14 protein-coding genes are annotated in these 23,507 nt (G+C 36.6%); 9 read left to right on the top strand and 5 right to left on the bottom strand.

The genetic code is table 11. From position 1 onward, the window contains the following. The first annotated feature begins 273 nt into the window (after positions 1-273). On the top strand, positions 274-2,025 hold the full coding sequence (locus E0946_RS02475; protein WP_133200890.1) for an ABC transporter ATP-binding protein: 1,752 nt from the start codon (positions 274-276) through the stop codon (positions 2,023-2,025). Beyond that, positions 2,022-4,190, top strand: a complete 2,169-nt coding sequence (locus E0946_RS02480; RefSeq protein ID WP_133200891.1) for an ABC transporter ATP-binding protein — start codon at positions 2,022-2,024, stop codon at positions 4,188-4,190. Before E0946_RS02475 ends, E0946_RS02480 begins: the two co-directional genes overlap by 4 nt. Before the next feature lie 70 nt (positions 4,191-4,260). Here the strand turns inward: E0946_RS02480 and E0946_RS02485 are convergent, their stop codons facing one another. Next, positions 4,261-5,619: a radical SAM/SPASM domain-containing protein gene (locus E0946_RS02485; protein WP_133200892.1), complete on the bottom strand. Its 1,359-nt coding sequence runs from the start codon at positions 5,617-5,619 to the stop codon at positions 4,261-4,263. Between the two features lie 747 nt (positions 5,620-6,366). Here E0946_RS02485 and E0946_RS02490 point away from each other — a divergent pair. Beyond that, a complete protein-coding gene (locus E0946_RS02490; protein WP_165942061.1) occupies positions 6,367-7,260 on the top strand; it encodes a M14 family metallopeptidase in 894 nt (297 codons plus the stop codon). A 32-nt stretch (positions 7,261-7,292) separates the two neighbouring features. On the opposite strand, the gene E0946_RS02495 is transcribed toward E0946_RS02490, so the two are convergent. Both E0946_RS02495 and E0946_RS02500 read right to left on the bottom strand, forming a co-directional pair. Beyond that, complete coding sequence (locus E0946_RS02495) at positions 7,293-9,443, bottom strand: TonB-dependent receptor (RefSeq protein ID WP_133200894.1); 2,151 nt, start codon at positions 9,441-9,443, stop codon at positions 7,293-7,295. Then, positions 9,440-10,216, bottom strand: a complete 777-nt coding sequence (locus E0946_RS02500) for an ABC transporter ATP-binding protein (protein WP_133200895.1) — start codon at positions 10,214-10,216, stop codon at positions 9,440-9,442. Before E0946_RS02500 ends, E0946_RS02495 begins: the two co-directional genes overlap by 4 nt. Before the next feature lie 135 nt (positions 10,217-10,351). On the opposite strand from E0946_RS02500, the gene E0946_RS02505 reads away from it, so the two are divergent. From E0946_RS02505 to E0946_RS02515, 3 genes are read left to right on the top strand one after another with little or no spacing between them, the layout of a single operon-like run. Beyond that, on the top strand, positions 10,352-10,762 hold the full coding sequence (locus tag E0946_RS02505) for an RrF2 family transcriptional regulator (protein ID WP_133200896.1): 411 nt from the start codon (positions 10,352-10,354) through the stop codon (positions 10,760-10,762). Continuing rightward, a complete protein-coding gene (locus E0946_RS02510) occupies positions 10,762-11,955 on the top strand; it encodes a cysteine desulfurase family protein (protein WP_133200897.1) in 1,194 nt (397 codons plus the stop codon). Before E0946_RS02505 ends, E0946_RS02510 begins: the two co-directional genes overlap by 1 nt. Continuing rightward, positions 11,956-12,594, top strand: a complete 639-nt coding sequence (locus E0946_RS02515) for an iron-sulfur cluster assembly scaffold protein (protein WP_133200898.1) — start codon at positions 11,956-11,958, stop codon at positions 12,592-12,594. It abuts the gene before it with no gap. 50 nt (positions 12,595-12,644) lie between these two features. Here the strand turns inward: E0946_RS02515 and E0946_RS02520 are convergent, their stop codons facing one another. Further along, complete coding sequence (locus E0946_RS02520) at positions 12,645-15,080, bottom strand: FAD-dependent oxidoreductase (RefSeq protein WP_133200899.1); 2,436 nt, start codon at positions 15,078-15,080, stop codon at positions 12,645-12,647. Between the two features lie 359 nt (positions 15,081-15,439). Between E0946_RS02520 and E0946_RS02525 the strand changes: the two genes are divergently transcribed. From E0946_RS02525 to E0946_RS02535, 3 genes are all read left to right on the top strand, one after another. Further along, positions 15,440-18,250 (top strand): FlgD immunoglobulin-like domain containing protein, encoded by a 2,811-nt coding sequence (locus E0946_RS02525; protein WP_133200900.1) that lies wholly within the window; start codon positions 15,440-15,442, stop codon positions 18,248-18,250. Positions 18,251-18,384: 134 nt separating this feature from the next. Next, positions 18,385-20,727 (top strand): TonB-dependent receptor, encoded by a 2,343-nt coding sequence (locus E0946_RS02530; RefSeq protein WP_133200901.1) that lies wholly within the window; start codon positions 18,385-18,387, stop codon positions 20,725-20,727. After that, positions 20,721-21,671, top strand: coding sequence for a DUF4249 family protein (locus tag E0946_RS02535; protein WP_133200902.1), 951 nt, complete (start codon positions 20,721-20,723; stop codon positions 21,669-21,671). The genes E0946_RS02530 and E0946_RS02535 overlap by 7 nt, the downstream gene beginning before the upstream one ends. 696 nt (positions 21,672-22,367) lie before the next feature. Here the strand turns inward: E0946_RS02535 and E0946_RS02540 are convergent. Next, on the bottom strand, positions 22,368-23,498 hold the full coding sequence (locus E0946_RS02540) for a hypothetical protein (protein ID WP_133200903.1): 1,131 nt from the start codon (positions 23,496-23,498) through the stop codon (positions 22,368-22,370). Positions 23,499-23,507 lie beyond the last annotated feature (9 nt).

Raw genomic sequence — 23,507 nt, forward strand, 5'->3', positions numbered from 1 at the left:
AGATAGACTAAAAGTTATAGACTGGAATAAGTAGAGAGCTTTTAGAGTTGGATAAGAGTTGAATCTTATAACTCATTGTTGTGATATGGAGTTCCATATTTAATTTGACAAATTTCTTAATACCATTAAATTGAACTATATTGAAGGTTGTATAATCACAAATGATAAAGGTATTATCAATCTTCCCTGCATAGTTTACAAAACTATAAAATATTATTTTCCCTTTAATATATATGTTATTTCTTCGGATAGAACATAAAAAATGGAGAATGAATGCGGACTTTTGATGCCGTTATTCCATACTTGAAGAAGAGTTATGGAAGAATTGCTGGCGGTTTAGTGATGCTGATCTTGGTGGATATAGTGCAGCTGATAACACCATGGGTTATGCAGCAAGCTATAGACAGGATTCAGGAGCGGACCATAGATTCCAGAGGACTATTATTACTGGCATTTGTCATTATTGGCTTAGCCATAGCAGTAATGGTTTTACGATATTTCTGGAGAGTGCTAATTATTGGCAATTCTTTTATGATAGAAAAGAATCTTCGGCAGGATTTTTATGACCATCTAATGCAACTGTCTCAAAACTTCTTTAATAAACGGAAAGTTGGAGACCTTATGGCATATGCCACCAACGACCTCAATTCTGTGAGAATGATGTTTGGTATGGGTCTGATAGCTGCTATGGACATAGTTTTGATGACTATTGCTTCTTTCAGTTTTATGGGTTCCATAGACCTCCGTTTAACCGCTCTGGCTGTTATTCCTATGCCTATCTTAACTATAACCATTAGTATCTTTGGCAAAAAAATGCACAAGAGTTTCTATCGGGTTCAAACCAGTTTTGCCACATTGACTGGAACAATACAGGAAAGTATATCTGGAATTCGCATTGTAAAAGCATTTGTACAAGAAAAATCAGAACTGGAAAAAGTGGATAAGGTATCCTGGGATTTTGTTAAAGAAAACATCAATATGGCAAAAATAGTTGGTTTTTTCCACCCTTTTCAGGGTTTTATTATCAGTCTTTCTATGATTATAACTCTTTATTTTGGAGGCAGAGCCACTATCCGAGGAGACATAACTATTGGCCAATTCATAGCTTTCTTCCAGTATTTAGGAATGCTCGTTTGGCCTATGGTAGCTATTGGCTGGATAGTAGATATGTATCAAAGAGGAACTGCTTCTCTTAAAAGACTAAATGAAATATTTGAAACGGAATCCGAGATTGATGATAAAGAAGCGGATTTTTCCATTAAAGCTTTACAGGGTAATATTGAAATAAGGGATCTCACTTTTCGTTATGCTAAAAACCTTCCTTTAATTTTTGACCATATTAGCACTTCAGTAGAACAAGGGAAAACCTTAGCTGTTGTAGGACCTACGGGTTGTGGTAAAACTACTCTCATTGAACTTATAGTGAGAATTTATGAACCTCCCAGAGGGAGCATTTTAATTGATGGTCATTTGGTTCACAGAATACCACTACAAGTCTTGAGAAGGGATATCGTATTAGTTCCTCAGGATATCTTTCTTTTTTCAGATACTATAGCCAATAACATTCGTTTGGGTAATCCAGATGCACCAATTGAAGCAGTATATGAGGCAGCAAAGAAAGCTGAAATTTATGATGAAATTATGGAATTTGAGGATAAATTTGAAACTGTCATAGGGGAAAGAGGTGTAACCCTTTCAGGAGGACAAAAACAAAGAGTGGCTATTGCCAGAGCTCTATTAACCAATCCGGAAGTATTGATTCTGGATGACGCACTTTCTGCTGTGGATACCAAGACCGAACGCTATATCCTGGAAAATCTGGTTGAAGATAGGAAGGGGAAAACAAATATTATAATAGCACACCGTATTTCCTCTATTCAGCATGCAGACAATATAATTGTGTTAAGTGATGCTCAAATTATAGAGCATGGAACTCATCAAGAACTGATTGCCAAAAGTGGTCTATATAGCGACCTTTATGAGAAGCAACGCATTAGAGCCAGACTGGAAGGTGAAGAGCTATGAAGGGTGGTGGCGATAATGGCATTGTAAGACCTGTAATTGAACAAGATGAAATAAAAAACAGAATCTTTGATAGGCGTTTATATGGTCGTTTATTGCATTATTTAAAGCCTTATATAGCGGGGGTAATCGGTTCTTTTCTCATAGTTATGGTTGTTTCCTTGGCAGAATTGGTGCAACCCTTAATTCAACGAAGAGCTATAGATGATTATATAGTATCCGATAAAAATATTGCTGTATTCCAAGATGAAACCACAGCTAATTCTTTTCTAAATAAGTATTCCTATCTGAACCTTAAAAGATTAACCTATGAGGGTAGATACTTTGTAATATTGAATTCTGCCGATTTGAATAAAATTAATCAGCAAGATATACTGGAATTTAAAAATAAAGGAATCATAGGTGAGGAAAAAGTATTTCTTATCGTAGACAAACCAGAGAATATTCAGATTCTAAATAAATATCTTCCAGAAGATCAGCATCCAAAGGGAGGTAAAGAAGGTTTTAAAGGATGGTTTAGGGTTGGAGATGGACAAATTGCTATCTCCCGCGAACAATTAAATAAAGTTCCTAAAAGCGAGCGTTTTCAGCTTAGAAATGAGGCTGCTAACAAACTTATCTGGCTGGCATTAGCTTTTTTGATTATCAGCATCATAAGGTTTATCGCAGGATATTTTCAAGTGATTATTACCACTATTTTTTCTCAAAAAGCTATGAATGACCTCCGTCATGATGCCTTTGCACACCTACAAAAAATGCCGGTTAAGTTCTTTGATGTAAATCCAGTAGGAAGATTGGTCACCCGGGTTACGAACGATATCCGGGCTATTGATGAAATGCTATCATCAGGTGTTATCACTATTATCCAAGATATAATAATGATTATTGCCATAGTAGTCTTGATGCTGCTCTTGAACTGGAAATTAGCTCTGGTTAGTTTTGCTATCTTACCTGGTGTAGTGTGGGTCATTGTAATTTTTCGGAAAAGGACCCGTCCAGTATATAGAGAAGTCCGAAAACATCTTGCCGCAGTAAATGCCACCCTGAACGAGCATATCAGTGGTCAAAAGATAATCAAATTGTTTAATCAGTACAAAAGAAAAAGAGAAGAATTTGCCCGGATAAATCAAGAATACTACAATGCTTCTATGAAGCAGATGAAGCTATTTGCATTTTTCCGACCTATTATCCATGTCAGTTCTCAAATTGCAGTGGCACTTCTCATTTGGTATGGTGGAGGTCAAATCCTTCGTAATGCTATTACTATCGGATTATTGATGGCGTTTACTCAATATATTTCCAAACTTTTCCAGCCTATAGATGACTTTTCCGAAAAGTTTAATGTATTGCAGGGAGCTCTGGCAGGAGCAGAAAGAATATTTGACTTGATGGAATTAGACCCAGAGGACTATCGTGAACATCTAAAGACGGGAATTAGACTGCAAGGAGCAATTGAATTTAAGAATGTGTGGCTGGCGTATAATCCTGATGAATGGGTTTTGAAAGATGTTAGCTTCAAGATTGAGCCTGGAGAAAAAATTGCTCTGGTAGGACATACCGGAAGTGGGAAAACATCCATAGTAAATTTGATTCTGGGAATGTATCCTTATCAGAAAGGAAATATTTTACTGGATGGGAAACCGCTGGAAAGTTATGCTGTGGAAGATATCAGAAAAAATGTAGGTATTGTGCAGCAGGATGTATTCATCTTTAGTGGTAATATCAGGGATAACATTGCCCTGAACAATAAGCAATTGAGTAAGGAACAGATTATTCAAGTGGCAAAATATGTGAATGCCGATAAGTTTATCAGTAAGCTTCCTTTGGGTTATGATGAGCCAGTAATGGAACGAGGAGCAACACTTTCTACCGGTCAAAGACAGCTTATCGCTTTTGCACGGGTGTTGGCTTATGATCCTGCTATCTTTATCCTGGATGAAGCCACTTCCAATATTGATACAGAGACAGAATTGTTAATTCAGGATGCTTTGCAAAAGATTATGCACAATCGCACCTCTATCGTAATTGCACACAGGCTTTCAACTATTCAAAATTCAGACCGCATTATAGTGTTGCACAAAGGAGTGATTGTTGAAGAGGGAAGCCATTTTGAATTGCTGGAGAAAAAAGGTTTATATTATGACCTCTATCGACTACAATACACTTGATTATTATAGGCAAAAATAAAGGGGATGAACAAGGTTCATCCCCTTTTTTAGGGATTGTCAATTTATTGTTTTAAGGAGAAGGATTTCTTGAAGCCAACTCTTTTTGTCGTTCTTCCCACAGTTTATCAGCAACTGGTGCCCATTTTTCAGCAGCAGCAATAGTTTTGGCACAAAGTTCATCCACCGTTTCTGGTCCTTCCAACTGAGTGGAATAGGCATTGGAATTATGAACCATTTCCATCAGGATTTCAGGGTTATCCAGAAGCGGACAGGGTCTAAGCATATTTTCGCTAAACGGTTGATGTTTTTTGTATTCCATAAAGAGAGGCGATTGAAGCGCTTCCAGTAAGGTTGCATTCTTAATATTCACATTAGCATAATGAATGAATGCACAAGGTTCAACATCTCCATTAGCATTAATATGAAGATAACTTCTACCTCCTGCAATGCAACCATGAGCGGCTTCACCATCATTCCAGAAATCAAGTGCAAAAATAGGTTTGGTGGCTCTAATTTCCTGTATTCTTTTATACATATAAGCACGCTGTTCTGGAGTGGCAATAAAATCTAATTTTGCATCTTTTCCAATGGGGATATAAGTAAAGTTCCAAGCAAAACGACATCCGCGAGCAATCATATCATCTATGAATTCATCAGAAGCAACACTTTCTGTATTATAATGGTGATAACAAGTAGAATAACCAAATAACAAATGATGTTTCTTCATAAGTTCCATAGCTGATATTACTTTTTGATAACAACCTTTACCCCTTCTCATATCAGTAGCTTCTTCATCACCTTCAATAGAGAAAGCTAAAACAAAATTACCCACTTTTCTCATATCTTCACAAAGTTTCTCATCAACCAGAGTGCCATTGGTGAAAGCAAAAAAGAAGCAATCCTGATGCTTTGCACATAGCTTGATTATATCATCTTTGCGAATAAGGGGTTCGCCTCCAGAAAATAAATACCAAAAGATTCCAAGTTTCTTACCTTGCTTTACCACGGAATCTAAGATATCATAGGATAAGTTATATTTCTTTCCATATTCTGCAGCCCAACAACCTGTACAGGATAGGTTGCAAGCACTGGTAGGATCTATTAATAAAGCCCAGGGAACATTGCAATTATATTTGGCTTTAATTTTATCCCGACGAGGTCCTCCTACCAATGTGGAATTGACCATAAAACATTCAGCCAGTTTACGGATAGATTTTGTGTTTACCTCTTTAAATAAATTTTCTGTAAATTTGTGCCAATTGCTATTCTCATCCATCAGTGCGTTATAAATTCCATCTATATAATATTCATACTGATGCTTACTATCCAGCTTCTTGGCTAAAGACATAATTTTAGGCATTTTCTGTATAGGGTCGGTTGCCAAATAATTGACCAACTGGTCAACTGCTATTTGTCTTACACCCTTCATTTCTGTTACTCCTTATATATCTATATTATTAATTATTTTTGAATTCTCTTTATTAATTTAAAGTCTGAAATATTTAATTTTTTATTTCTTCTTCACTTCAAATTATTCTCTAATGACACTATCAATTTTTCTAACTTACAGTCAACTTATATTGTTCTTTACAATATAGTTTAGTCTAATTTTAGCTATGTGCAAACACAATGTAAAGATTTTTTTCTGAGATAAGAGTCTAAGCTATTAGACAAAAGCAGAACAGTAAAGAATCTCCAGATACATTGATAAAATATAATCAATTAGAATATTCTGCAGCCAGAATATTTAGTTAAATTATCCATCTTACTATCCTTTATATGAGAAAGTTATGCTGGATTCATAGCTAACTTATGTCCGATTTGGGACATGAGCTGGACATAAGCTGGACATGAGCTGGACATAAGCTGGAGGGATGCAGGTAGGGGGAAATAAATAATTTATAAAAGATAAGATTGAAAATGAGTTTAAGAGAATCAAGGCTAACTGTCTGCTATATAATTAGATAGGGCAGTATATTGGAAATTTAAATTAAGTGATAAGTTATTGGATTGACGAAAGAAAGGAAAAATCTAAGATGGTTTTATGTCATTAAATTTCACCAAATGCTTTTGTTTAATAGTTATAGGGATACTATTTATTTCTGTGGCAGGAGCCCAGAAAAATATCTATCCCTTAGATAAAGGATACATATTGGAGAGAGACTTATATTCTAAGATGCTGAAGATACAGGAGATAAATCCTGAGATAGTCAAGTTGCATATTCTCGGTTTTAGTGGTACTGAAGAACTTCCCATTTATGGCTTGGAAATAGGATATTCTTCTGCGGGAAAAAAAGTTTTAATGATAGGACAGCATCATAGTGACGAGGTTCTGGGAGTTGAAATTGTAGTTTCTTGGGCAGAAAAATTGGTTAAAGAAGCAGAGTCTGATAAAAAAATTAAGGCTCTTTTACACCAATATAAATTCTGGATAGTTCCTACTATTAATCCTGAAGGTTATAGAGTTTTTACTGAGGGTTTATATAGATATAAACGTAAAAATAATCGTGATACTAATCAGAATAATAAACTGGAATTACAATGGGATGGAGTGGACTTGAATCGTAATTATCCAGTTTTTTGGGATGAAGATTCAACTCTACCACCAACGCATAGATATTATAAAGGTGACACACCTGCTTCAGAACCTGAAGTTCAAGCAATAATTTCTCTGGCTCAGAAGCATCACTTTGACTTTGCAATCTTTTATCATAGTTCATCTACTGGAGCCTACAGTGAAAAGATATTTTTACCTTATTTAGATGAAGAAAACGAGAATCAGAAAAGAATTTATGAAGAGACCTTAGAGTTTGCACAAAAGTTTGCAGAGAATTTAAAAAAGGATTATCTTCCTGGAAAATATGAAGTTAGTATGGCAACTTCTTCTCGCGTGGGAAATGCAAGAAACTATTTCTTCCACATTCATAATACCAGAGCTATTCTCATTGAAGTCGGAGGGATAGATAAAAAAAGTAAAAGCATTATCTATCCTTCTGCCAGAATGAAAGATAAGATAGTAAAAAAACATATTGCGGCACTGGAAAAAGTTTTTTATGAAAGCCTTGAATAAAAGCTGTAATTATCAGTTGATTGAGGAACTTATCAGGGATTGGATACCTGCAAGCTAACTCCTCCATAAAAAGCTATTCCTGGTTGAGGAACATAAGCATAAATTTCATACTGTTTATTAAGGGCATTCCTAATGGTAAAGAAAGGTGAGACATTCCATCCCTGAATGAACATACTATAATTCAACCCTAAATCAAGTAATGAATAACCAGGAAAAGGTTCAGTGAGATTATCGGGGGTGGTATATTGTTTTCCAGAGTAATGATAATCACTCCAGAGTTTCAACTTTTTCCAGTTAAGTTCCATTTTTAAAGAATAATTTCTGCCTGGAATATACACTAAATAGGGAGCAGCTTCTTCATTATGTTCGCTAATATCTTTAGCATTGGTAAAAAGTGCGCTGGTAGAAAGATTTAACCATTCCCAGGGTTGCCATCCTGCTTCAATTTCTACATTTTTTATCCGTGCTTTACCTATATTCAAAGGCTTCCACACATTGCCCCACATTTGAATTTGACGCCATTGAATGAGATTTTCAATGTCATTTTTATGGAAGGCACTTTTCAGATATAATTTATTCCATTGATTGGACATCCAAAGCTGCCAGCCCTGCGAATGTTCACTTTTTAAATCTGGATTACCCAGAGCTTGCGAATCACCTTTCCAATATAAATCATAAGGTGAAGGAAGTGCAAAAGAAGTTCCCAAAGTTCCACCAATAGTTGTTTCTATATAACCCAAACTTTGCAAACTACTTTCCAGACGCCAGGTAAATTCATTTTCTTGCTCAGTTAAATCATATCTAATAGCTCCAGAATTAGACCAGATGAACTCACCTTTATCCATTTTGAGTTCCGTTTTTAGGATAGAATTGGCAAATCTGGAAGAAAAATCAATATTATTTGCACTATTCAGGAGATTATTATTTTGATAGCTGTTGTATCCAGCTTCAGCAGAAAGACTTGTATTTAAAGATAATTCCGGAGTAAGAGAAGAATTTTGTCCATAACTTCCGTGAATTCCAGCATTGAGTAAACTTTGTTTATAGTGCGAAAGATATACCGGTAAAGGTGCCTTAGTGTTGTCATAAGTGGTCTGGTCTAAATTCAACCAGATTAAAGTTCCCAATTCTCCACTAAAAAGTGGAGCGTTCAGATTGAATCTATTACGGTTTGCCCAACCGGATAAAGAAGCATTTTTATATATCTCAGTGAAATTAACCGTTCCCGGTAGTTGACGCATAAAAGAAAGATATTCTGTTTGAAAGCTGAAATGGGACTTTTTATTTAAATGAGTATAAGATGCGGCAAGGGAATTTTGATGTTTAGCATTATTAGAACGAATGGCAGTACTATCGGGAGACCACCATTCAGGAACTTTGTAGCGAAAATCATTATCAGTGCTTAAATTGCTAAGATTAATTCGGAATATGGTAGAAGGTTGATTAAAAGTAAAACTCAAAGAATTTTGAGCATAGCCAAAAGAACCCAGTTCAGTGCTAATGGAAAATTGTTTCCCTGTTTGCTGCAATCCTTTTTTCGTGCTTATCATAACAATGCCACCAATAGCAGAGCTTCCCCCATAAACCGAGACATTATTTTTTATAATATCTACTGATTCAATATTATTAGGGTCAAGTAAAGAAAGGTCAAAACTGCTTCCATCTGGATTTAAGGGTACCCCATCTAAAATAATAAGACTATGACGGGAAAGATTTCCCAGGATAGAAATATTTTGTGATTCCCCAGGAAGTGGCACATCATTACTATGAATAGCAGGATTAGTGGTCAGCACTTCACCTGCTGAATAATAATGTCGGTCTGGGTCTATAGGTAATGAAATTCTATCTGGTGGAGGTGAAACAATGTTCCAGGCTACATCAGAAACAGTTATACGAGGAAGAACAACTGGTTCAGGGGTTAGTATTACTTTTTTGCCTATATTCTTTACTGAAAGCTTTTTCTCTTGAAACCCCAATCTATGGAAGGTTAATGTGTCCGCAGAGGTATTAATCAAGAAATAACCTTTTTCATTACTGAAAACAGTTTTACTTCCATCAGAAATTACTACTTCCGAAACAGGGTGCTCTTTGGGATCTACTATAACTGCTTGAATAAGATAAGATTCGGCAGTCAAGGCAACTGTAATTATAGCTAAACAAAGAGTAACTACCCAGGATTTCATTTCATTCCTGGATAAAGGATATTAGGTTTTCCGCTTAAAGGATTTAGCATAGTGAGAAGTTCAATACCAAAAAGTTCTTTTAAAAGTTCAGGTTTCATCATATCTTCAGGAGTACCAGAGCCCAGAATCCTTCCCCTGGAAAGGAATACCATTCTATCTGCGAAATTAGCGCTCAAATTGAGATTATGAGAAATGAGCAGGATTCCTTTTTTATTTTCAGCCAGAATCTTCCTGAGAAGAATCATTATATCAATTTGATGATTGATATCCAGTTGAGAAAGAGTCTCGTCCAGAAAAATATAATGTGTGTCCTGTGCTAAAGCACGAGCGATGAGAACTCTTTGTTTTTCGCCTCCACTCAGTTGAGAATAAAAACGATGAGCTAAATCCTGTAAGGAAAGCTGTTGTAAGACCTTATCTACTGCTTCATAATCTTCTGCCATCCAGTTTTGCGTTAAACCTAAATAAGGGTACCTTCCCATCAAAACTATGTCCCGCACCGGATAATCAAATTGAAATATACTTTCTTGAGGAACAAAAGCTATCAGACGAGCAAGTTCTATTCTTTTATAGGAATAAAGGGGTCTTCCAAATATGCGCACCTTACCTTTTCTTGGTTTTAAGAAACCAAGTAGAGCATAAATTAGGGTGGATTTTCCTGCTCCATTAGGTCCAGCCAGAACAGTAAATTCATTTTCTGGAAGGATTAAATCCACATCTTTGAGCACCAGCTCATCTTCATAAGCACAACAAAGTTTTTCTATCTCAATCATCTGTTTATCTCAATCAAAGTTTTGAAAAGGAGCGATTTCTGTCAACTGGAGCTTAATAAAAAAGCAATAGATTTTTCTTGTTTTAATCTCATAGTATATTACTATATATTTAAAAAGAGAAAAAAGAGAGAAAAAATGCCAGTTAGTACTAAAACAGAATATGCTCTAAGAGCATTAGTGGAGATTGCAGAACATCCGGAAGGCACCATATCAGCTCAAACTATCTGTAATCAGCAGCAATTGCCTAAAAAATATATTGAGCACTTGCTCAGCTCATTGAAGAATGCTGGATTGATTATCAGCAGTGCTGGTTTGAAAGGTGGTTATGTTCTGGCACAATCTCCAGATGCAATAACACTTTATGATGTAATGAAAGCAGTGGATGACCATAGATTAGAATTGGATTGTAATATGGGACGGAAATTTTGTCAGGGAGAAGATTGTCCGCTCAGACCCATTTTTATTGAAATAGGAGAAAAACAGCGGGAACTTTTTAAAAGCTATTCACTTGCTTTGATAGCAGAAAAGATGCGGGAGGAAGATTAATGAATAATCATAGAATATATATGGATAATTGTGTCACCACTCCATTAGCTCCAGAAGTTCTGGAAGCGATGAAGCCCTATTTTCTGGAAAAGTTCTGGTTTCCTGGAACTTTTATCAGTACAGGAGAAGAAACTAATGCAGCTCTGGCAGAATTCAAAGAAATCATTGCAAAGGCTTTGCATTCTTTACCAGAAGAGATTCACTTCACTTCAGGTGGTACTTTAGCCAATAACATTGCTCTAAAAGGGTTAATGGGAGCAAATGCAAATAAAGGAAGACATATTATTGTCTCTCTGGTGGATTACCCTGATTTACTCACCAATGCAGCTTATTTTGAAAAACAGGGTTTTGAAGTTAGCTATCTGGAACCTGATTCTGAAGGTTGGGTTAGTGCAGATAAGTTAAAAGAAGCAATCAGACCGGATACCATACTATTTATGAGCACCATAGTAAATCATGTGGTGGGTACAATTCAACCTATGGAAGATTATAAAAAGGTAATAGAGGCAGCAGACCATAAAATCTTCTGGCATGCTGATGCTGGACAAGCTTTTGGGAAAATGCATCTGGATGTGCAAGATTTAGGGGTTGACACATTAAGTGTTTCTGCTCATAAGATTCATGGTCCTCAAGGAATTGGAGCTCTCTTTGTAAAAAAAGGAACTAAGCTAAGTCAATTAATACATGGTGTCACCAGAGTTGACCAGTTACAGACTGGTGGCTTAAGTATTGCTCTAATTGCCGGTTTTGCTAAAGCGGTGGAAATGACTTTCAATGACCTGGATGCTAATATTTCCTATCTTAGAGAGCTGTCTGATTATTTGTTGGGGAAATTGGAATCAACCATTCCAGATATAGAATTGAATGGACCAAGAGGAGACAAAAGAGTGTGTCATAACATCAATGTCTCTATTTCCTATATTGAAGGTGAATCAATAACTATGATGCTTGATTTAAATGGTATAACCGTTGCAACTGGTTCAGCATGTGCTTCGCAAGGATTGAAGCCAAACTATGTGCTGATGGCTATGGGTAAAAATCATGTTCAATCTCATGGTTCTATGAAATTTACCTTATCCAGATACAATACTAAAGAGGAGATAGATTATACCGTTGAAAAGTTAGCGGAAATTACAGCAACACTCAGAGAACGCAGTCCTCTTTATCAAGCAATACATAACAAGGAGAGATAAATGCAGTATTCACAGATAGTCTTAGACCATTTTATGCATCCTCATAATGTAGGTAAGCTGGAAAATCCTGATGCTGAAGCAACTGAAGGAAGTCCAGCATGTGGTGATCAGGTAACGATGTTTCTTAAAGTCAATCCAGAAACTAAGGTTATAGAAGATATAAAGTTCCTTTCCTATGGCTGTGCTTCTAATATCGCTACAGCTTCAATTATAACAGATCTGGCAAAAGGGAAAACACTGGATGAGGCAAAAAAAATCACCTGGCAACAAGCTATGGAAGAACTCGGAGGCTTACCTCCTGTCAAAGTTCATTGTGCTGTCCTGGCAGTAGATACTCTACAAAGCGCTATTTCCAATTATGAAATTGCTCATGGACTTAAAGAAGTTCCTAATTTTGGCAAAGATACGATAATTGAAGAGTTAAGAAAGATTATCTATCCTAAAGTGGGAGAAGATATTGTAACCTTGAAGATGGTTAAGTATGTTGGATTTAATGATGGGGAAGTGATAATTGACCTTAATTTAATGAATTTTGACCAATGGAGAGACAATATTGCTGAAGAGATTAGAGAGCATTTAAAGAAATATGCTGAAATAAAAAATATCCAAATAAACTTCCCTGATTCTCAGGCAACTTGAAGTATTTATTAGAAACTTTTTTAGAAAGCTAAGGATAGCTGAGCTTTAGCTTAGCTATCCTTACTCATATATAATGCACCAGTAAAACACAACTTAGTGCAAAGTGAACATCCAATGCATTTATCTTTATCAATCTCCGGATATTTATCTTCATTTAAAGTTATAGCTTGATAGGGACAACGAGTGCAATTTCCACATTGAAGGCATAGATTTTGATTTAAAGTGCTACTCTTAGATTTTGGAGGCAATTGTAGAAAATCGGTGATAGGATTAGGTTGAGCAATACCTATGAGTTCTTGAACAGACTTAAGTTTCTTTGCTTCCAAAAGATAACTTAAGCCAGAATGAAGCTCATCTATAATTCCATAGCCATATTTTTCCACTATACTGCAGAATTGAACGGTTGAAGTGCCTAAAGCAAGAAAATTAGCAGCATCCAGATAACTCATAGCTCCACCGTTACCGGAAACTATCACACCAAGATTGCAAGCTCTTGCTAAACTTAAGAAGGTTATAGGAAGGATACCTTTTCCACTTAGTCCTATTATCACTCCTTCATCCCAGAGTGCATCTTCTTTTTCTCTAAAACCCATAGCAGGGAAGGTATTTGCCAGAGTTATCCCTGCTTTTTTCTCGGGATATTTATTAAAAACAGATTTAACCGCTTTAATGATGGGAACGATAGCTGTTACAGCACTGGTTAATTTAAAAAGTTTAGGAATCTCTGGATTGCTTATTTCCATTACCCAATCTATAATCTTGGCAGTCAATTCAGCATTTTGAGCCACAATATCACCGTGAGTTCCATCTCCACCTTGAGGACAGGAGAGACTATATTCTATGCCCATGGCACCTGCATTTTCTAATTTAAGGGTATTGGATTGCCAGCCAGCTTTATCGGATTCATCATTTCCGGTTACTGGACCTCCTGTTGAAGCCATAGTTAAACGATCAGGAAATTCTTTAATCAAGCGCTGAATTTCTTCACACACACGGTCTAAAGGATGCTCTGAAACATTATCACAATTACCGAAAGTCTTTCCATTAAATACCCACATATATTCACCAGGAATATGGATATATTGTTTCTCAAAAGCAGTTTTCATCACACCACCTTGCCAGCCTGCAAGATAGGCTGCTTTCATTTGGTCATAACCATCTGTAGGTGGAGCAGCAGAAAGTAGAAAAGGAGATTTTATCCTTCTACCAAAGAAATCTGTCTCCAGAGAAACAGGAGATTGCTTCCAGTGAGGAATAGAAATAATACTTTTAGTCCGCTTTTCTGGCTCGGTATAATCTTGATTTCTTAAGTCAGCATCAATTTTTACGGCAATATTCTTTCCTGAGGCGACCGCTTCTACAACAGTGGAAGGACCATTGACCATATCTCCACATTGATAAATATGAGGACCTTGTTCATTTAAAGAACAACGATTACCGATAGCTATTACGACCATATCAAAAGGTCTATACATTTCGGTGGAGCCCTCTTCATCTACGATGTTGGAAGGATGAAAGGTAAGCCCAGAAGGAAGTGTCACTCTTTTGGTCTTGATTCCCACAGTTTTCCCATTTTCATTTATTATAGCAGTGATACGAGTTCTCGGACTAAAAGCAACTCCAGCTTCAATCAGTTTTTGCTTTTCATCTTCAGTTATAGGCATCTCATTATAGGCTTCTAAAGTTATCATTTCCGCATAGTTAGCACCTTTTCTTAATGATATTAGTGCCGCATCAGCAGCAATAGCACCTCCAACCAGAGCAATCCTTTTACCTTTAAGTTCGTAAGCTTCTGGATTACGCAAAAGTTCCAGACCCAAAACTTCAGTTTCAGAACCAGGAATATTGAGTTTTATAGGTTCATTCAAACCGCAAGCAAGCAGAACCGCATTATATCCTTTTGAGAAAAGCTCCTGAACATTATCTACTTTTTCCTGGATATGAGTGAAATTGAATGCGCGATTAAGATAGTTTAAATCATTATTTATAACTTCAGTATCAAGTCTTTCTGGAGGGATGAGTCTAATTTGACCTCCTAAGGGTTCAGCGTCAAATATATCAACTTCATAACCTAATTGAGTTAAGGTCACTGCAGCACCAAGTCCAGAAGGACCTCCTCCTACTATGGCAATCTTTTTCCCATTTTTAGGGACTTGCTGAAATTCTGGTAATTGACCTAACAGATGAGCTTTATTTATAATAGTAGTTTGAACCTCCTGAATTCTTATGGGGAAATCAAATTTATAGTGAGAACAAGCTTGCACACAGAAATCATCAGGACATACTTTTCCGCAGATTCCACCTAAGGGATTGCTGGATAAAATAATTCCAGCTGCTCTTTTATAATCCGAAGGTTTACCTTCAGCAGCTGCCATCATAAAATCAGCTGGAGAACAATCACAAGGACAGGCTGTTTTACAGGGTTTTTCAGCACAGTATTCGCAACGCAGGATTTCACTTTTCAATTGGTGATCAGTTAGAAACATCTCTATCTCCTTATTTATTATATAATTTAATAATATTTCTTTTCTTTTAAGTTTTCCTACCCGTCAATAAAAATAATAAAAAAGGGATTTGACAAGTAAGGTCTATCAATTATGTTATTGATAAAGACAGGAATAAAGAGTGAGAAAATAAAGCTGTTTTTTGAAAATTGTGTTCCAGTTATATTGTTCATAGTGTGTAAAATACCCGAAGGTGATAAAGAGATGTAAGATAGAAAAGGCTTGAAAAAGAAAGATATACCTATAATAAGCAATAATAAAGAAAAATAATCATTGACAAAAACCTAAAAGAGCCTAATTAAGAGATTATACTAATATTCTTCAAAAAAAGAGGAGGATCAATGAAAAAAGGATGGCTGATTATCTTAGCCTTGATGCTTGTCACGGCAATGTTCGCAAACGGTTCAAATCGTTATGAGATAATTGCCTGGCAAGAAACATTTGAGAACGGTGCCGAAGGGTGGACCCATTATGATGGGAATCTTCCCCCTAATAACTGGCACATTTATAATTATGGTGGAACCCAGGGAACCGTATGGTGGATGGGAGATCCCGCTCTTGCACAGGGAACAAATATTGGTGGATATTATAACCATCAGTATCTGGTTCTGGATACACCTGCTCGTACTATAACAGCAGCTAATTCAGTGCTTACATTCAAAATGGCAGTTGCTCTTGAAGAAGTAGGTGGTACAGGAGAATACAATGGATGGGATTCCTTCAATGTTCGTATATCCACGGATAATGGAGCAACCTGGACAGTTCTTACTCCTACTAGTCCACCTTATGATTTCACTTCATCTTATGCTTTCGGTTTTGAGCATGGTGAAGGTCCAAACATTCCTGGTTGGGGTGGAATTCATCCTGCGTGGACTAATGCAACTTTTAACCTTTCCAGCTATGTGGGACAGAGTGTAAAGATTCGTTTTGCCTTTGCTTCTGATCCTGCTTATTGCACTTCTGATGATCCCACTTTATTTGGGGTTATGGTAGATGATATTTCCTTTGGCGGATATACCAATAATGGTGTTGATGATGGTCAGATGACCTGGGCAAGTTTAGTTCCTGTTGCCGGAGACCTCTGGTCTTTAGCAACCGATCCTACTGCACCATCTCCACCTAATGTAATGAGATGTCAGAATGAGAATGGAACTTATAACCCTAATATGATGAATTATTTAGTGAGCCCTCCAATCCAGCTACCTAATGAAGGTGATATTAGAGTAGATTTTATGATTCAAGGTAACTTTAGTGATCCTGATGCATTTCCTAACTGTGACTATTGGGGCTGGGAAATCTCTCCTAATAACGGTTTAACTTGGTATTATATGAGTAACCCTTATGGAGATCCTAATTTAAGCAATTATGTTTATTCTGATGCTCCACCTACTTGGGCATCAATGGTTGCATCCTATGCTGGTGTTGATGGTTATATTAGTGACTATGCGGGTCATACCATCAGATTAAGATGGTATTTTAAATCTGATGCTGATACACCTATTGGAACAGGTATTATGATTGATGATGTAACCATTTATAACGATGTGTTTATTGCTCCTCCGGAAAACCTGGAAGCTGTAGTGAGCGGTCGCGATGTGATGCTTAGCTGGGCAGCTCCTGGCACTGGTGGTGGTGGAGGACAAGAAGGCTGGCTACATTATGACGGAGAGAATGCTGATGCTATTGGAACAGGTTCCGCAGCAGATTTCGCCGTAGCAGCAAAATGGGATCCCATTGGTGAGCATAGTATCTATGACTATGTGGGAATGAATATCACTAAAGTACGTTTCTTCCCATATGAAGCTAACTGCACCTATACCATTAGAATTTGGACTGGTGCTACGGGAACTCTTGTTTATGAACAAGCTGTTCCTACACCCACTATTAATGCTTGGAATGAAGTTTTATTGACCACTCCTTTCACTATTCCTGCTCAAACTGTGATTATGGTAGGATACCGCTGCAATACTCAAGCGGGATATCCTGCGGGTTGTGATGCAGGTCCTCAAGTGGAGGGATATGGTAATATGATGTACTGGCAAAATAGCTGGACTACCTTAACCAATGTAAATTCCAGCCTTACTTATAACTGGAACATTAGGATTTATGTTGCCAATGCCAAAGGCGAGGAATATGAGCTTTCTTATGCCCCCCTTAAACAGGAAGTTCAACCTGTATCTAATGCTCAATTTAAAGCCAAAGGTATTAAGGCAAAACGTAATGTAGATGGCTACAGAATTTATCGTGATAATGTCCAAATTGATCAGGTAGGTGCTGATGTTCTTACCTACACTGATAGCAATGTTCCTGGCGGAATTCATAGCTATTATGTAACTTCTATGTATGGCACCTACGAATCCGGAGCATCAAATGTAGTTACCGTGTTTGTTATGCCTGAATCTATGGTAGAATTATCCCATGATGATGGCACAGCAGAGCAGGGCTTCAATGTTGGTGCTAATAAACAAATGGCAGTAAAATTTAGCTTTAATCGTAGCCTGACGGTCAAATATGCTAAGATTTATATCCAGAATGTCGGCAATGCTGGTCTAATTGTCCGTGTTTTTGATAATGACGGACCTGATGGTATGCCCGGATCACAGCTTGCTCAATATCAATATCCTGTAGCTTCATTAGTCCAAGGTTGGAATTATATTGAGTTACCGCCCAATATAGAGATAACAGATGGTCAATTCTACATTGGTATCCTGGATGTTGCTAATGGTTCAGCTATAGGACTGGATACATCCACTTCTGGTAATAGTTTTAAGAAAATGGGGACAACTACAAATTGGGAACCAATCACAGAAGGGGAACTAATGATTAGAGCTATCGTGTGGTATGATACACCTAATGATGACAATGTGATTCCTGTATACACACTGTCTGCAACCAATTATCCGAACCCCTTCAATCCGGAAACTACTATCAGTTTTAGTGTGCCAACCTCAGGTTATACCACTCTTAAAATCTATAACCTGAAAGGTGAAGTAGTGCGCACCCTGGTTAACGATGTTCGTGAAGCTGGTAAATACAATGTTGTCTGGAATGGAACTGATGACGGAGGTAGAACTGTTTCCAGTGGTATCTATCTCTATCGTTTAGAAAATAATGGTAAAAAACTTACTGGTAAGATGTTACTTGCCAAATAATACTCTTAAGATTATCTAACCTCTGAAAGAAAAGGAGTGACTTGTGTGTCACTCCTTTTCTGTTTTATAGACTGCCCATTTCATAATAAGATTATTGACATCTTTATCAAGCCAGAAATAAGTAAATTTAATGAATGAATAAATGGGAAGAAATGCAGAAAAAAATCCTCTTAATGGTGCTAATTATTTTTCTTTGTGGTATATTGTATTGTGCCACAATTAGTGGATTTGTGAGCAGAGCCGATAGTGGTGAACCCATTCAATATGTTAATGTGTATATTGCCGATACGAAGATAGGATGTCAGACCAATAAAAAAGGATATTATGTCTTAAATTTACAGCAGACCGGAGATTTTATCCTTACTTTCTCTTTAGTTTCATATAAAAAAGAAACTGTGCCCATCACTATAAAAAATCTAAATGATCACCTCATAATAAATATGCAGTTAGTTAAGAGTTCGGTGGAATTGAGTCCAGTAATAGTAAAGGGAACAAAGGATGAAAGTGATGGACCCATTATTCAACCCAGCACTCTTCATCAAACGCGACAGGATATCCAGATGGTTGTAGCTCCTATGGAAGCAGATGTCTTTAGAGCAGTTCTGGCTGTTCCTGGAGTGGTCCCTATCTCAGATTTTTTTGCTGGACTTTATGTTCGTGGCGGTTCTCCAGATCAGAATCTTATTCTTTTAGATAATACTGAAGTATATAATCCTAATCATTTTGGAGGAATATTTAGCACTTTCAACACCGATGCAGTTGAAAGCATTGAATTGATTAAAGGAGGTTATCCAGCAAAGTATGGGGGAAGGATGTCCTCAGTCCTGGATGTGACTGAAAGAGATGGTAATAGAAAATTTTATGAAGGAGTGGGGAGACTTAGTCTCATTTCTGCTTCAGCTACCGCTGAAGGACCCTGGATAATAGATTCGCAAAGTGTTTCTTTTATGGCATCATTTCGTCGTACCTATCTGGAAATGTTAAAAATGATTATCTCTGACTTACCTGATTACTATTTTTACGATGGTCATATTAAAATTAACTGGGATATTGATACTAACAATAAACTAAGTGTTAGTGGCTACTACGGCAAAGATATGTTATCCTATGATATTACTCCTATTATGGACTTAGACTGGGGGAATAGCATTTTATCAGCTCAATGGATGCATCTATTTTCACCACAGCTTTTCTCCCAATTTATCATTTCGGGAAGTCAGTATAATAATTCTATTGATGAAGTCTCAGCGGAAGGAATGAACATCTTCCAGAGTAAAAATTATATTCGTGATTTAACGGCAAAAGGAACTCTGAACTGGAAACCCAGTAATCATCACGATATTGAGACCGGCATAGAGCTAAAATTTAATGATACCGATTTAAAGATGGGGACTACTTATCAAATTGCCCAAAATGCATTACCGCAAGCAGCTATAACTTCATTAACCAGTTCTGCTTTTACTCAAGATACTTGGGTAATAAATGAATTGTGGACCTTGCAGCCAGGTTTGAGAGTAAACTGGTATAAAACCTTGAAAGAAGAACCAGCTCCTGTTCCTGCTGCTTCCTATTTTAATCTTGAACCAAGAATTTCTCTTAAGCGCAATCTGGATGTAGGTGAAAGTATATATCTTAATTTTGGCGTGTATCATCAATATTTATCGCTTCTCGGTTTGTATATCAATTCTCCTTATGATGTTTGGTTACCGATAGATGGAAGTGTTAAACCCGGAGTTTCTCATCATTATATTTTAGGGTATAATAGAGCGTTAAGCAGACATTTCCAGTGGGATGTGGAACTCTATTATAAGACCTATAATCATCTCAAGGAGTTTAATACCAATACATTTTTCAATTGGAATAGTGAAACAGGCACCCTTTCAGATGCGGTTAATACAGGTAAGGGCTATTCTTACGGTGCAGAATTGATGCTGCGAAATGACTGGAAAGGCTTAAAAGGTTATTTAGGTTATTCTTATAGTGAGACTAAACGTAAGATTGATAATGTTAATATAGACCCTTATACAGGTGAACCACAATATTTTTATCCTCGATATGATAGAACTCACACCGTTTCTTTAGTAGAAAACTATAATATCAGTCAAAACACAGGTTGGCAAATAGGTAACGCTGATATGATAGTAGGTATGAATTTTTCCTACAATTCAGGACAGCCTTCTGAAATTCCAGAACGCATCTTTTTTGATGGTGAAAATTTCCAGCTTATATACAGTTATCAGGATAGAGTTCGGCTTCCCGAGTATTTAAGGTTAGATTTGAGTGTGCATTTACAATGGAACACTTTCTGGGGTTCTATTGAACCTTATCTGGAAATCATCAATGTATTCAACCATAAAAATGTAAGTTTTCGTTTCTATGATGTACAGATGAATGAAGATGGCACTTTGAAGTTGGTCACAAGAGATGGAACCCAATTTCCCTTTTTGCCCTTTATTGGAGTTAATGTAAGATGGTAAAACAAGTGATAAAGATAGTGATGCTCTCAGTTATACTACTGAGTTGCCTTTTTATTGTTTCCTGTGATAATACATCTGGACCAAGATTTAAGGGGGAAGTCTTCACTGTAGCAGGAGTATTAATGGCAGATAAACCAATCTCTCTTTCCTATCCTATCTATATAACCAGAAGTAGCTCCATTGAAGAATTTGACCCACTGGAACTTTTTGTCTGGGATGCAGAAGTTCTTATAAAAGATTTGGATACGGGAGAAACTTTTTCTTTAACCCCTTCTTTGCACGAATTTAAGATAAAATATATAGATTTGGCAGAACATATTATTCAACCTGAACATCATTATCGGTTGGAAGTGCAAATTCCGGGAATGGATTCTTTAATCTGGGCTGAAACCACTGTCCCTCAAAGAGTAGAATTAAAACCTGATCCTTATGGAACAAATCCTCCCGGTACAGGTTATTCATTTGATCCTGAAACCACCAATTTCATTCCCTTTAATCAAATTGATACCAACTATCCTCTGGTAATAAGCACCGGAAATACACTGGGAATATTTAATCTATGGATTGAAACCTATTGTATGGAGGAATTTAGTACTAATCTGGAATATACTAATCAGCTTTTACAAGAAATGCATCCCTCCGCCAATATTGAAGAGCTTTATAATCAAGGAAGTTTGGGTATCAGGCGCTTAGAACTGGCTAATCGTTTCCAATCTGCTCCGTTGGAAGGTCTTCCAGGTTATTATGTGGTTTTAAAAAATTACTCTACTGCTTTTATCTTCTATGGAAAGTATCGCGTAAGAGTGTGGGTAATTGATGATAATTACTATAGATTTCATTATATGATGGATGGTTATCTACATGGTGGTGTTCATAATGCCCTGGGTTATTTTGGTTCTGCCAGCGGCGGAGAACTCTATGCTCGTATTATTAAATCTAATTAATCTCTCAGTTTCATTTCCTATTTCAGCATAATCCTTATCATTATTTATATTTATTTATAACTATTTTTTGAACGATAAATTTGTAGCATAAACCCTGTATTCTCTTTATTTATAGCGATTTACCTCTATTAGCTGTCCCTAAACTCCTAATTGCCTCTCTCTTAACACTTTATAAGCTCAAGAGCTAAGGGAGAGGTAGGATAGAAGAAAGAGAAAATCAGACATAAAAAGTGAGAGAATATAAATTGTCCTAAATAATTTGTAACCGATTGAGTAACAATAAGAAAGTCATATAACAATATAAATTCTTATCGCTAAAATTATAAAGTGATTTGTTTACTGTTTTATCTATAAAATATTAGTCACACATATAGACTTAAAAAAGCTCTTAAACATTTCTTAAATAAAAGTATCGTTTCTTTATGGGTGGAACAAGATCCTCCTTGTTACAATCTCTCATAGAGTTTTTTTAAAAGGTGAATTTTATCCGTCCTCGTCTATGAAGCTCCAACGAAGCTTTCTTATTTTGGCTAATTTTAAGCATTGAAAGAACTCGTTTATGATGCTTCTTATTACTTTTAACTCTTATAGAAAAAAGTAAACAAGGCTATCCGCTTTGCGCTATGAAGACATCTTGAACCCAATTTTTTATTAGGCTAATCTAATAAACTTTCCTTTGATAGAGGAGGGTCAATATTATGCTTCTATGACTTCAACATTAGCACGAGGGATAATCATTCTTGTGCCATCTTCAAACTCAGCTTCCAAGACTCTGACCAGAGTTTCTGATTCTACTTTAGTAAGTTCTTCAGGTAATGCCACCACTTTAGCAATTTTGCCAAAATTAGGTTGACGAATGATTCTTATAATAGTCCCAATTTCCAGCACAGGAGGTTTTGGTTCTTGAGGAACTAATTCTTCTTCAGAAAATTGAAGAGGAATGATTATTTCGGGACGAATAACTCCAGCTCTGATTTGAGTTCTGCCATGAATAGAAGTTTTATGTCCATTAAATTTCTTCAATAAACCAAAGGTCTTTTTTGCCATTGCAATCTTACCAAAACCTTCAGTGCATACGATAGTGATGCCAATGTTTTCGTGTCCTGTAATAGCCACTCCCAGATCGTATCCGAGAAGTTTTTTTAGGTCTTGGTCATCAATGCCACCAGTTATAATAGCTTTAACGCCATGTTTTTTGGCAGCATCAATAACATCATAAGAAACGAATTGTCCTGTCACGATTATTTTATCTTTGCAGGCATCAGTAATTTGCGCTGGAGTTATTTCAGATTCAGGACTTTCTGCAATGACCATAAGTTCACCTACGGTTTCGCCTCCTACGCCAAAAATTCCCTGTGCATAGGCACTTTTATTTTGAATTATCACACCTTCTTCAGGTATGATTTCTGTAACCATTCCATCAATAAAAGCTTTCACTTGAACGGGTATCTTGGGTTCACGTAATAGGATTTGACCTGTAATGGTAGAGATACTTTCCACTTCACCATTAATAGGAGAACGCACTTCATTTTTCATTATACCCAGACCAAATAAGCCTTTTGTTTCCGCTAAAACTGTATTAGTAGTGATTTTATCACCTGGTTTTACTTTTATAAAATTGGGAAGCTGTGCTGGAGCTACACCAAGTTTATTAGCTAAATTAAAAGGAACCACTTTACCAGGTAAGAGGGTTTCAGCGACAACAGTTTCAGCTTGGACGAAGTCACCTTTTTTAACCAGGACCTGACCTTTAAGTGGTAGAACTCTTTCTTTTTTCAGGACTATATTTTCAGTTACCATTAAACCAGCAGAATATGCTTGTGCCATTTTCTTCCT

It is taken from the genome of Candidatus Syntrophosphaera thermopropionivorans (assembly GCF_004353895.1).
Taxonomy (GTDB): domain Bacteria; phylum Cloacimonadota; class Cloacimonadia; order Cloacimonadales; family Cloacimonadaceae; genus Syntrophosphaera; species Syntrophosphaera thermopropionivorans.